Origin of the sequence: Paenibacillus wulumuqiensis (assembly GCF_000971965.1) — a bacterium.
Classification (GTDB): domain Bacteria; phylum Bacillota; class Bacilli; order Paenibacillales; family Paenibacillaceae; genus Saccharibacillus; species Saccharibacillus wulumuqiensis.
Genome location: NZ_KQ040795.1, coordinates 37,739 through 50,186, shown reverse-complemented (window position 1 = coordinate 50,186; position 12,448 = coordinate 37,739). Strand labels below are relative to the sequence as shown.

The 12,448-nt window shown below is 50.2% G+C and carries 9 protein-coding genes; 7 read left to right on the top strand and 2 right to left on the bottom strand.

The features are described 5' to 3' along the window. Positions 1 to 858, bottom strand: a complete 858-nt coding sequence (locus WH45_RS07040) for a carbon-nitrogen hydrolase family protein (protein ID WP_046213701.1) — start codon at positions 856 to 858, stop codon at positions 1 to 3. A 246-nt stretch (positions 859 to 1,104) separates the two neighbouring features. Here WH45_RS07040 and WH45_RS07035 point away from each other — a divergent pair, with 246 nt between their 5' ends. The 3 genes from WH45_RS07035 (at position 1,105) to WH45_RS07025 (ending at position 4,918) form a co-directional block, all read left to right on the top strand. Then, positions 1,105 to 2,499: a sensor histidine kinase gene (locus WH45_RS07035; RefSeq protein ID WP_046213700.1), complete on the top strand. Its 1,395-nt coding sequence runs from the start codon at positions 1,105 to 1,107 to the stop codon at positions 2,497 to 2,499. Between the two features lie 634 nt (positions 2,500 to 3,133). Next, complete coding sequence (locus WH45_RS07030) at positions 3,134 to 4,423, top strand: MFS transporter (RefSeq protein ID WP_046213699.1); 1,290 nt, start codon at positions 3,134 to 3,136, stop codon at positions 4,421 to 4,423. A 114-nt stretch (positions 4,424 to 4,537) separates the two neighbouring features. Continuing rightward, a complete protein-coding gene (locus WH45_RS07025) occupies positions 4,538 to 4,918 on the top strand; it encodes a RidA family protein (RefSeq protein ID WP_046213698.1) in 381 nt (126 codons plus the stop codon). A gap of 147 nt (positions 4,919 to 5,065) precedes the next feature. Here WH45_RS07025 and WH45_RS07020 read toward each other — a convergent pair whose 3' ends face one another. Continuing rightward, complete coding sequence (locus tag WH45_RS07020; protein ID WP_046213697.1) at positions 5,066 to 5,824, bottom strand: tryptophan-rich sensory protein; 759 nt, start codon at positions 5,822 to 5,824, stop codon at positions 5,066 to 5,068. A gap of 421 nt (positions 5,825 to 6,245) precedes the next feature. On the opposite strand from WH45_RS07020, the gene WH45_RS07015 reads away from it, so the two are divergent. The 4 genes from WH45_RS07015 to WH45_RS07000 all read left to right on the top strand — a co-directional run bounded on the left by WH45_RS07015 (position 6,246) and on the right by WH45_RS07000 (position 12,380). Next, on the top strand, positions 6,246 to 7,175 hold the full coding sequence (locus WH45_RS07015; protein ID WP_046213696.1) for a carbohydrate ABC transporter permease: 930 nt from the start codon (positions 6,246 to 6,248) through the stop codon (positions 7,173 to 7,175). Beyond that, positions 7,175 to 8,011 (top strand): carbohydrate ABC transporter permease, encoded by an 837-nt coding sequence (locus tag WH45_RS07010; RefSeq protein WP_046213695.1) that lies wholly within the window; start codon positions 7,175 to 7,177, stop codon positions 8,009 to 8,011. Before WH45_RS07015 ends, WH45_RS07010 begins: the two co-directional genes overlap by 1 nt. 181 nt (positions 8,012 to 8,192) lie before the next feature. Further along, positions 8,193 to 9,467, top strand: coding sequence for an ABC transporter substrate-binding protein (locus WH45_RS07005; RefSeq protein WP_046213694.1), 1,275 nt, complete (start codon positions 8,193 to 8,195; stop codon positions 9,465 to 9,467). Between the two features lie 468 nt (positions 9,468 to 9,935). After that, positions 9,936 to 12,380 (top strand): glycoside hydrolase family 31 protein, encoded by a 2,445-nt coding sequence (locus WH45_RS07000; protein WP_046213693.1) that lies wholly within the window; start codon positions 9,936 to 9,938, stop codon positions 12,378 to 12,380. Positions 12,381 to 12,448: the final 68 nt, after the last annotated feature.

Below are 12,448 nucleotides of genomic sequence, written 5' to 3'. Positions count from 1 at the left end.
TCAGCTCCAATCGGTGTAGAGATCGGTACGGCGGTCGCGCCAGGTAGTGACCGAGCCTTTTTCCCTTACTTTGTAGAGCAGTTCCAGATCCAGGTCAGCGGTAATGATCATATCGTCATTAATCTCACCTTCGGCGAGAATGCCGCGCGGCGGGAAAGGCACATCATTTGGTGTAATGACAGCGGCCTGACCAAAATTGCCACGCATAAAGTCTACCGTCGGCAGGGAACCAATCGTACCTGTGGTAACCACATATACCTGATTCTCTATCGCACGAGCATGGCTCGTATAACGTACCCGGTGGAACCCGTGCCGATCATCGGTACACGACGGGCAGAAAATAACGTCCGCTCCGCGCGCTTTGGCCATACGTACGATCTCGGGGAATTCAATGTCGTAACAAGTGAGCAGGGCAATCGTGCCTTTGTCCGTCTCGAATACGGTCAATCCGTCACCGGCAGACATGTTCCACTCGGTTACTTCGGTAGGAGTAATATGGATTTTGGGCTGGGTGGCTACCCGGCCGTCCGGATAGAACAGATGGGCCGTATTGTACAGCTTGCCTTCCTTTTCCGTAACGTGAGTGCCGCCGATAATATGCGTTCCGGTCTCACGGGCCAGTCCCTGGAACAGTTCCAGATAGGCATCCGTAAATTCAGGCAGCCGCTCAATACCAAGCGCTGCACCGGATTCGTCCCCAATCGACAGCAGCTGTGTCGTGAAGAATTCCGGGAACAGGATAAAGTCTACTTCGAATTCCTGGGCAGTCCGCACATAATGAGTAACCTGAGCGGCAAATTCGTCAAATGAAGATATGGTGTGAAGGTGATATTGCACCGCAGATACGCGAAATTTCATAATAAGAGCAGAACCTCCCTGTCATTTTGGATCATGATATTTCAACAAGTATATTCATATCGAAATACTACTGATATCATACCAGAAAGGCACTGTACGACAAAGAGGATGAATCGCTGTACTTTTATGGTATGATGAGAGTAACTTTTTCCATTTATTTTCAATTATTAGTGCGGTTACTGGAAGGTGAATGGGAAATCAACCAGTACAATAATTATTTATCTGATCCTGATCAGGAGTGAGCATATGGGATTTTTGAAAAATTTCCTTATGAATGCCGGAATGATGGTAACGATCGCTTACATAGCCAATCTGCTTTACAAATATGGATTATCGAGGATGTCCAGTCGAGCCAAATATGCCAGTTCAGTACTGCTGCTCATTTTTGCAGGCTGGATGAGTTCCTTTTTCGGATTTCGGCTGCCAGGGAATTTAATTTTTGATCTCCGATTTATGCCTGTTATCGTAGCTGCTACCGTGTATTCCCGTGCATGGGTAGTTATGCTGATCGGATTGGGCATCGGTCTGGCCCGGCTAACCTTTGGGCTGAGTGAAGCGGCATTTGTGGGACTGCTCAATCTGATCATTATCGGCGTCGTGGGTGCTGTACTGAATGTGTGGATGCGAAGCAGTACAGCGAAGCTGTCGGTCAAAGGGGCGGTGACCGTGCTGACGATCAATCTGGTCAATACGATAAACATAGCCACATTCGGAGTGCTGCCCACCCATACATATCTGACCGAGATTATGCCTGTTATGCTGCCGGTATCCATTATCCTCAGTACGGTGCTGATGATCCTGCTGCGCGAATTCCATCTGGAACAGCAGCGCATGCTGCAGCTGGAGCATGCCAATCAGCTGCTCTCGGAACAAACGAGAGAGCTGCAGCGGACGCATCATGTGCTCGAAGAACGGGCCAAGCAGCTCATGCTGGCTTCCCAGTACAAATCGGAATTTCTGGCCAATATGTCGCATGAACTGCGCACGCCGCTCAACAGCATTATTAATCTGGCCCAGCTCATGCATGAACAGGATGAAGAGCGTGTACCCGGAGAGACCCGCATGTACAGCGAGATGATTTACCGTTCCGGTCTGGACCTGCTGGGACTCGTGAACGATGTACTGGATCTGTCCAAGGTCGAGGCAGGCAAGCTGGAGGTCACCTATGAAGAGGTGAGTGTGCAGGAGATTCCTGAGCTGCTGCAGATGCATTTTGAGATGGTAGCGGTTCGTAAAGGCATGGAGTTCCAGGTGATTCGGGAAGATAATGTACCGGATACGATCATTTCGGATTCCCAGCGAATTCAGCAGATTCTGCGTAATCTGCTCGCCAATGCGTTCAAATTTACCCAGGAGGGCAGTGTGACTCTGCATATTCGCCGGGTGGTGGAAGGCGAGGAGAAGCTCAGCTGGCTGGTATTTGATGTCAAGGATACCGGGATCGGCATTGCACAGGCGCAGCATGAGCAGATCTTCGAAGCATTCCAGCAGGCGGACGGCTCAATTGCCCGGCGCTATGGCGGAACCGGCCTCGGCCTGTCGATCAGCCGCAATCTGGCCAATCTGCTGGGCGGCCATCTGCGCCTTCAGAGCAAGGAAGGTGAGGGCAGCGTATTCTCGTTATATCTGCCGGCGAGTTAATCCTGAGTACGCATGGAAGCGAAATGGGAAGAGACAGTTATAAAATGAACCTGGAACAGCATAATCCATAAAACGAAAAGTCCCCTGATTCAGACATTCAGCCGTGTCATCTCGGACAGATGAGCCTGCTGGTGAACGGATCAGAGGGACTTTTTGGCGCGGACAAAAGGTTCTCATTTGAAGACAATAACCATTAGCAGCGCCAGTACAAAAGCGATTAGGGAAAATGTTGGATGCATGCGCCAAGTCGGAGCCGTTTTAACGATATGGGCGGCAACAACATAGTGGTAGAACAGGTATAAAATGATCACATCACCGAGACAGACCAGCACCATTCGCCAAAAGTGAGTCAGCGTATCAGGGGAGTAAGCACATCTTCTTTTTTAAGAATAAATTTTGAGACCATAAATACCTTATAACTATAGCAATGTAAGCGGTCACCTCGAAATCAAGATATTGGGATCGGCGTTTGGTATTTTATCAAAAGGGTAAAAAAACAACATTCGGTCCTTAGCAGGCCTAAGCCAATTTTGTAGCAAGTCTAAACGATGTGCATTATCCAAAACTGACGGAAAATCAAAAGTTTCATGCCATTAAAGGAGGGATCGTTATTAAACGAAGACATGCCTTGGGGATGAACCGATTGAATATGCAAAAGCGCCGTTATTCGATGTACCGCAAGCATTTGCGCATTGCCACTATAGAAGGTGTACCCTCAACGATATTTACTACCCTGCTCGGGGGGCCCTTCCTGACAGGGTTTTTGCTGTATCTGGGAGCGAGTTCGGCACAGATCGGCTTTGTCATCGCGCTGACCACGCTGGTCAATGTGGCGCAGGTCATTATCGCCTTTTTGCTGCAGCGCCTGAATACACGCAAATGGGTGCTCGTCCTGTTCACTATCCTGCAGCGGGTGCTATGGGGAGCGACGGGGCTGGTGCCATTCTTGTTTGACCGATCATCCTGGGTCAACTGGTTCATCATTTTGTATATCGCCGCTTTCCTGTGCAACGCGGTGATCGGGGTCGTCTGGGCCTCACTGATCGGGGATATCGTACCCGGACGGCTAAGAGGACGCTATTTCGGTATTCGCAATACGATTCTCAACGCGCTCGGCAGTCTGACGCTGTTTGTCGGCGGGATTCTGCTGGATGCGGTGCCGGGCGGCCAGGGATTTTTGTTCCTGTACATCATCGTCTGGATCTGTGCGATTATCAATATCGGGGTTATTCTGTTTTATCCGGATGCGCCGTTTGAGCGTTCGACCGAGACCAAGTTTGTACCAATGCTGCGCCAGCCGCTGCATGACGGGCCTTTTATCAAGGCCTCGCTGTTTCTGGCCGTCTGGCTGCTGATGCAGACGCTGGTCGTTCCGCTGTACTCGTATGTCATGCTGGAAGTGCTCAAGGTCAGCTACTCGGTGACTACCCTCATGACCGTCGTGCAGACGATGTTCATGATGCTCGGATTTTACTTCTGGGGCAATCTGAATGCACGATTCAGCAACAAGACGCTGCTGTACTGGACGCTTCCGTTTATTGCGGCGGCATGCATGTCGTGGGGACTGCTGGCCTTTGCCCCGGTGATCGTAGGTCTGCTGGTGATTCATATGCTGCTTGGTATCGGGATTGGCGGATTCAACCAACTGTCGTTTAACTTCATCATCGGGGATACGCCCAAAAATGCGCGACCGATGTTTATCGCCGTCTATTCCGGGATTACGGGACTCGCTTCCTTTATCGGACCGCTGGTGGGCGGACAGATCTTTGCCTGGATGAAGCCAATGCCGTTCTGGGTACAGGCGTATGGATTCCAGATGCTGGTCGGCTTGCTGCTGATTCTGCTGGCGGTAACCGCTGGACGTCAGGTACTCAAAGCACCTGCATCTGTACCGATCCAGCAGTACCGGGAAATCGAAGCCTGACCCGTGTGTTCCTGCGCGGGAGAGCGGTTGCCAAGCTGTCGGGTGCCCTTTAGAATAAGGAAAGTCAATGCTATTGCACTGCAGACTCCAATTGAAGAAAAGAGGGCATATATTATGAGCAAACAACCGATTGCAACCGACCGCGCACCAGGAGCGCTCGGTCCGTATTCCCAGGCGATTGATACAGGCATGTTTATTTTCGCATCCGGCCAGCTCGGCCTGGACCCGGTTAGCGGAGAAATGGCTGAAGGTGTACAGGAGCAGGCGCGTGTTGCCCTGCAAAATGTAACAGCCGTATTGGAAGCCGCAGGCAGCAGCCTGGATCAGGTCGTCAAAACTACTGTTTTCCTGCAGGATATGAATGATTTTGCAGCGATGAATGAGATCTACGGTCAATTTTTCCAGGAGCCTTATCCGGCACGCAGTGCGGTGCAGGTAGCCCGTCTGCCAAAGGATGCACTGGTAGAGATCGAAGTCATCGCGCTCAAGAAATAAGAGAACACCTATTTCAAATGGTCATGAGTCAATGACCAAGTGAAACAAAAAAGGACACTGCCCGATCATGCGGCAGTGTCCCTTTTTTATTATGGGCTATCGTTTTTCAATCGTAATGGAAAAGACCGACGAGCTTGGGCAAGAGATTCAATCCCTTGATTTGTTGCGGACAAAGAAGATCCAGATCGCATACACAAACAGCAGTCCGGCAGCAATCAGTGCGGTCCAGTGAGTGGTCGGCAGATCGGGATGCTTCACGGCAATAGCGATATACGCCCAGACGAATACCAGCGGATAAATACTGTCCCGGAAACGGTAGCTGATGATAATTGCAAGCAATGCACCAGCGACCAGACCAATGACTGACCAGACAGTCGGTGATAATCCAAAGCCGTCCCATTCATTTTTGTTCAGCGCGATTCCTGTATTCAGAATCGTAGCGACCGATACCCAGCCCATATAGATGCTGTAAGTCAGCTTCACGAGCAGAATCTGTGCCATGGTCGGCTGCACAATTCGGCGTATGTGGAGATAGGGGATGATCAGGGTAACGAGCAGCAGTGCGATGAGAAGTACGCCCCATTCCAGTTCAAGCGAATGCCAGAGCATCAGCCAGCCCATATTGCAGAGCGAGTTCAGGAACAGCCATGGACCGATTGCCTTGACCGATTCGCGGCTCTCATCCGTATTGCGGAACTGGTAAATGATAAACCCGATCAGCAGTACATAGATCAGCGACCAGATTGAAAAGGCATAGCCTGCCGGAGTGATGTACAGTTCGTACTGGTCCGAGATGTCGCCTGTGTCTCTTCCGAACAGGGTAAGCGCGCTTGCCATATAATTGACAATCAGCACACCGACAATTCCCAGCACATTGAGCCAGCGGTAGATATTCAGTTTTGCCAAGATTTTTGCCTCCTTTGGTGGGATATGTAGTTGCAGGGATTACAGTACTCTCTTTATATACCCGTAGTTAGCCTCCTTGTAAAGGCTGATGACAGATTATTTTGTGAACCACCCTTTCCCTGTTTAACCAGCCGTTATTCAGCCAGCTGGATAACCCGCAGATCGCCTGCAGATGGCGTGATAAAACGTGAAATACTGTTTCAAGCGCAGCAGGTCCAAATTACGCATAATCGTGCATATAACGCAATATAGACGAAGTTATAGAGAGGGGAATTCACAGAAATCGACAGGTATCGAATTAAAATGATTGCGTTTACAAAAAAACATGCCCAAATGTCATCATTCTGACAATGTTTGGGTATATAACAATATATTGCGAATAAGAATATGGAAAAAGTCGACTATTAAAGGGGTTGGAAGCATGAACGATACCAGAGCGGCACAGGCAGCACGCCATGTTACCCGGACATCGGGCCAGCGCAAGCTGTCGCAGTGGATTCAGCAGCTTGTATTTGTAGGACCTGCCACATTTTTCTTCCTTTTCATTGTGATTGTTCCTTTCTTCCTGGGCGTATATTACTCTTTCACAGACTGGAACGGTATCTCCCGCCAGATCAACTGGATCGGGATTGAAAACTACACCCACATCCTCACCAAAGACCCCGATTTCCGTAACGCGTTCTGGTTCACCGTCAGATTCACCATTGTCGGCATTATCGTGACCAATTTGCTGGGATTTGTCCTTGCGTACTTACTGACCAAACCGCTTCGCACGAGAAACATACTTAGAACGGTCTTCTTTATGCCGAACATGATTGGTGGTCTGCTGCTCGGGTTTATCTGGCAGTTTATCTTTATCCGTGGATTCTCCGCGGTTGGGGAAGCCACCGGTTGGTCGCTGTTCAACCTGCCGTGGCTCGGTGACCGGGCGACTTCTTTCTGGGGAATCGTCATTGTATTCGTCTGGCAGACAGCCGGCTATCTGATGGTTATTTACATCTCTGCACTTAACAATATTCCCAAGGACGTACTGGAATCGGCAGAGATTGATGGAGCCAGCCGCTGGCAGGTCATCCGCAATATTATCCTGCCGCTGATCATGCCTGCTGTAACGATCTGTTTGTTCCTGGCGATCTCCTGGGCGTTCAAAATGTTCGATCTCAACCTGGCGCTGACCGGAGGCGGACCGTTCAAGGCTACCGAATCGGTCGCACTGGATATTTACAATGAAGCCTTTACCAACAACCGTCTCGGACTGGGTACCGCCAAAGCGGTTATCTTCTTCGTCATCGTCGCTATCATTACCAGTATCCAGGTACGTGCTACCAAGAGCAGGGAGGTTGAAATGTAATGGACGTACAAAGCAAATACAGCGCCCGTACATTGATTCTGGAAATTGTCGTTATTTTACTGGGACTGGTGTTCCTGATCCCGTTTTATTTTCTGATTATCAACTCAGTCAAAACATTTGGTGATATCCTGTCCAACTCGGCGTCCTGGCCGCAGCAGTTTGTATGGAGCAACTATGTGGAAGCGTGGAAAGCGATCGACTTTCCGTCCGCTTTCAAAAACTCGCTGATCGTTACTGTTGTGAGTGATCTGCTGCTGGTGCTGATCAGCTCGATGGCGGCGTACCAGATGGTGCGTCATCCGAGCCGGTTCAACCGAATCTTGTACTTTGTCTTCGTCGCCGCGATGGTGATTCCTTTTCAATCAATTATGCTGCCGCTGATGGAGATGGCGAGCACTTATCGTTTGAATAACAGCATGATCGGTCTGATCATCAGCTATCTGGGCTTTGGGGCGCCGCTATCGATCTTCCTGTTCCACGGTTTTGTCAAAAACGTACCGCTGGAGATTGAACAGGCGGCACGTGTCGATGGCTCCAACCGTTACGGCGTCTTTTTCCGGATCGTATGTCCGCTCATGATGCCGATGTTCGTTACAGTCATTATCCTGAACACGCTGTGGATCTGGAATGATTATCTGCTGCCGTCACTGATGCTGTCCAGTCCCGAGCTGCGCACGATTCCGATCGCGACGTACAGTTTCTTTGGCCAATATACCAAGCAGTGGGATATGGCGCTGCCGGCGCTCGTATTGGGTATCACGCCGATCATTATCTTCTTCCTGTTCCTTCAGCGTTACATTATCCAGGGCATCACTGCCGGATCGGTCAAAGGATAATACAGGCAATCATCCTGCAATAGACAGGGGTAGCGATGATCTTCATGGATTAGACAGTTCATGCATGATGCATATCCATAGATATGGCAATCCATGTACGACCCGTGCACGACGCATACAAATCATATTGGAATAATGCTGCACAACCCCAGCCAAGCCCAGAAAGACAGGAGGACCTTCAATGAAAAAGTTATGGCTCATCCCGCTTACCGCGCTGCTCAGCCTGTCACTGCTGATCGCCGGATGCGGGAACCAGCAGGGCGGCAATGTGACCGCTGACGGCAAAAAGGTCATTCATATTTACCAGGGCAAGGTCGAGATTGCCGACGCCCTGAGCAAGCTCAAAGCAGAATACGAGAAAGAGCATCCCGATGTGGAGCTGGAGATTCAATCGGTCGGTGGTGGAGCCGATTATGCCGCCTCCCTCAAAGCCAAATTCGCTGCCGGGGATGAACCGGATATTTTCACCAATGGTGGAGATGAAGAGATGAATCTGTGGCTCGAATACCTGGAAGACATGTCCGACCAGCCATGGGTCAAAAATATCGTGGATGGGGCAGCCGAGCAGATCAGCAAGGATGGTCATATCTACGGCCAGCCGAACGGTCTGGAAGGCTATGGATTTATTTACAACAAGGATATTTTCAAAAAGGTCGGCATTACAGAAGTGCCGACAACGATTGATGAGCTGAGAGCTGCCTGCGAGAAGCTCAAGGCGGCAGGATATACTCCGTTTTCCAACGGATTTCAGGAATGGTGGGTGCTGGGCAACCATAACGTGACGATTCCATTTGCCCATCAGGATGATCCCAATGCATTCCTGGAGCAGCTGGATAATGGCACGGCCCAGATCCCGGGCAATGCCAAGTTCGACGAATGGCTCAATCTGCTCGATCTGATGGTCAAATATGGCAACGCCAATCCGCTGACTACCGATTACAATACCCAGGTCACCCTGTTTGCCAATGGCAAAGCTGCCATGATGCAGCAGGGGAACTGGACACAGGTACAGATCGACGGAATTAAGCCGGATATGAATATCGGTCTGATGCCGATGCCGATCAACAACAACAAGGAAGAGAATGACCGTGTCTATGTACGGGTACCGAACAACTGGGTCGTTAACAAAAATTCCCCGGTTAAAGAGGAAGCTAAAGAGTTCCTTAACTGGCTCGTCAGCTCGGAGACAGGCAAACGCTACATTACCGACGAATTCAAGTTTATTCCGGCGTTCAAAAATATTCCGACGTCCGACAAACAGCTCGGCCCAATCGGAGCCGATATTGTGAAGTACAACGATGCAGGCAAGATTCTGCCGTGGATATTCCCGAAATTCCCGATGGGATTGAGCAAGGACTATGGCAGCACGATGCAGGCCTATCTGGCCGGCGAGCTGGACCGACAGGGCATGCTGCAGCAGATGCAGGAGCAGTGGGTCAATCTACAGCTGCGCTAACCCATAAGTTCGGAAAATATAATTAAAGCAGCCGATGGAGCGATCTACGGCTGCTTTTTCTTTTTCGCAAAATCTGCTGGCTGCTATATCAGGTAAGAACGCAGATAAAAACGTATTTGCTTTACTTGCTTAATGATCGCAGTTATTTATGATAATATTTCGGTTATTTGCAAATTAGTGTATATACCAGAATAATCGCAAAATAGTAAGAAAAACCCCTCTTCACAAGGATAATAATCTGTATACTCCCTATTGTGCAAACGCTACCACAAATGATATGATGCCAAATATCATGGATTTTCTACATAGCGGATTAAATGGGAGTTACATAGCTTATATACATTTATAATCAGCACGCTCTGTACTCTTATTTGGATCAGCGAAGACAGCATGTTATACAGGCAGCAGCAGGTTCAGTCATCCCGGAATTCATAGGTACTACACCACCACATTTGGAGGGAATATACGATGATGGAAGATACAAGCGAAGCAATACACCCGGACAAGGTCGACGGCCCTGCAGTCCAGGAAGTCTGGAGTTCATTTGGCCAGCTGCGAGAATGGAGAGAATACGACGGTGCCTATCTCTGTCATGGACAGAATGCCGGAGCCGCACTGGTATTTTTGTCGGACGCGGAATTCCGTTTCAAAGTATTCAGTGAAGGTGTGCTCGATCTGTCGACGACCATCGCTGTACTGCCGCAAAAGGAAATCATCAGGCCGGACGTGGAAGAGAGCGAACAGGAACTTATTTTCCGCACATCGATGCTTGTCGTCACCCTTGATAAGCAAACGTTTGCACTAACTGTAAAGGATCATGAAGGCAGCGAGATTGCTCGTCAGGAAAGTATCAGCTGGACGCCGCGCGGAGCGACCAATGCGCTGTTTAATATGCAGGAAGATTCCCATTTCTATGGACTGGGCGAAAAGTCGAGCTTCCTGGATAAGCGTGGTGAGCGGTATACGATGTGGAATACCGATGTCTATGCGCCGCATATGCCGGAGATCGAAGCGCTGTATGAATCGATTCCGCTGCTGATTCATATGCACCAAGGCTCCACTTACGGAGTGTTTTTGGATAATCCCGGTCGTTCGGATTTTGATATGCGCTCTCATGGAGTCGCTTACACGATTGGCTGCACGACCGGATCGTATGATATTTATTTCATCTATGGACCGGAGATCAAGGATGTGGTGCGCCGCTATACCGCTCTGACCGGACGGATTACGCTGCCTCCCAAATGGGCACTCGGCTATCATCAGTCCCGGTACAGCTATATGGACCAGCAGGAAGTGATGGAGCTGGCCCACAGTTTCCGCGAGAAAAATATCCCGTGTGACGTAATCTATCTGGATATTCACTATATGGATGAGTACCGGGTGTTTACATTTGACAAGATTCGTTTCCCTGATCCGAAAGGCATGATCGCCGAGCTCAAGGAAATGGGTATTCGTATTATCCCGATCGTCGATCCGGGAGTGAAAAAAGATCCCAAGTATCGGATTTACCGGGAAGGGGTGCAGGAAGAGCATTTCTGTCGCCATCTGGAAGGGGATATTTATTATGGTAATGTATGGCCGGGCATCAGTGCTTTTCCGGACTTTACAGAGACCCGTACCGCCCAGTGGTGGGGAGATCATCATGCATTCTATACATCGCTCGGAATCGATGGCATCTGGAATGATATGAATGAACCCGCTGTATTCAATGAGCTGAAGACGATGGACCCGGATGTGATGCATCTGAATGATGGCGATCCGATGACCCATGAGGAGATCCACAATCTGTATGGCATGCTGATGTCCAAAGCGACCTATGAAGGCATGAAGCAGCATATGAACGGCAGGCGTCCCTTTGTACTGACACGGGCCGGCTACTCGGGTATTCAGCGGTATGCGGCGATATGGACCGGGGACAATCGCAGCTTCTGGGAGCATATGGCGATGGCGATGCCGATGATTCTGAATATGGGATTGTCCGGGCTGCCTTTTGCCGGACCGGATATTGGCGGATTCGCGCATCATACATCGGACCAGCTGCTGGTGCGCTGGACGCAGATGGGAGCCTTTTTCCCTTACTGCCGCAACCACTCGGCGATTGGGACGATACGACAGGAGCCGTGGTCGTTCGGCGAGCAGGTGGAAGATATTATTCGCGAGTATATCAGCCTGCGCTACCGATGGATGCCGCATCTGTACAATCTGTTCTATGAATCTTCCCGAACAGGCATGCCGATCCTCCGCCCGGTTCTGCTGGAATATCCAAGAGATCCGAAAGTGACCAATCTGTGCGATCAATTCCTGCTCGGTCCGGATGTGATGATTGCCCCGGTGTACCGCCCGGATACCGATTGCCGTACGGTCTATCTGCCGGAAGGCATCTGGCATGATTACTGGACCGGCGAGAAGCATGAAGGCGGCCGTCATATTCTGGCACCTGCTCCGCTGGATGTAATGCCGATGTATATTCGCGCCGGAGCGATTATTGCCGAAGGGGAGCTGCGTCAATATGCCGCCGATCACCGGGCAGATGATGTGGTCACCTTCCATATTTATGGAGCGGAGGCAAAAAGTTCGTTCCAGGCGGAATATACGCTGTATGAAGATGATGGCGAGACATTTGCCCATGAGAACGGCAAATACTCCAGACTGCATATCCGGGTGAGCGGTGAAGAGGGAGCACTGGCACTGTCGATCCGTTATATGGATGATGGCTATCAGGCGCAGCGTGAGCATCTGCGCTTTACACTCCGGCAGCCGGCATTCACGCCAGCTGGCATCGACCAGCTGGAGCGGATTACACTGGATGAACTGGCTGCAGGGCAGATCGGCTGGAGTCTGGATGACAGCAGCGGAGATATTCTGATCCAGATTCCGGATCGTCAGCTGGAACAGCTGATTCTGCGGGCGTAATTTATGGAATAAGGAAAGGCAAGGTTGAAATGAACGAAGAGCAGGCGGCCGGTACAATTGGCTGCCTG

Excerpts from the sequence above, each read along its gene's own strand:
- WH45_RS07040 (WP_046213701.1), bottom strand. The coding sequence starts at position 858 with ATGAAATTTCGCGTATCTGCGGTGCAATATCACCTTCACACCATATCT.
- WH45_RS07035 (WP_046213700.1), top strand. The coding sequence starts at position 1,105 with ATGGGATTTTTGAAAAATTTCCTTATGAATGCCGGAATGATGGTAACG.
- WH45_RS07030 (WP_046213699.1), top strand. The coding sequence starts at position 3,134 with ATGAACCGATTGAATATGCAAAAGCGCCGTTATTCGATGTACCGCAAG.
- WH45_RS07025 (WP_046213698.1), top strand. The coding sequence starts at position 4,538 with ATGAGCAAACAACCGATTGCAACCGACCGCGCACCAGGAGCGCTCGGT.
- WH45_RS07015 (WP_046213696.1), top strand. The coding sequence starts at position 6,246 with ATGAACGATACCAGAGCGGCACAGGCAGCACGCCATGTTACCCGGACA.
- WH45_RS07010 (WP_046213695.1), top strand. The coding sequence starts at position 7,175 with ATGGACGTACAAAGCAAATACAGCGCCCGTACATTGATTCTGGAAATT.
- WH45_RS07005 (WP_046213694.1), top strand. The coding sequence starts at position 8,193 with ATGAAAAAGTTATGGCTCATCCCGCTTACCGCGCTGCTCAGCCTGTCA.
- WH45_RS07000 (WP_046213693.1), top strand. The coding sequence starts at position 9,936 with ATGATGGAAGATACAAGCGAAGCAATACACCCGGACAAGGTCGACGGC.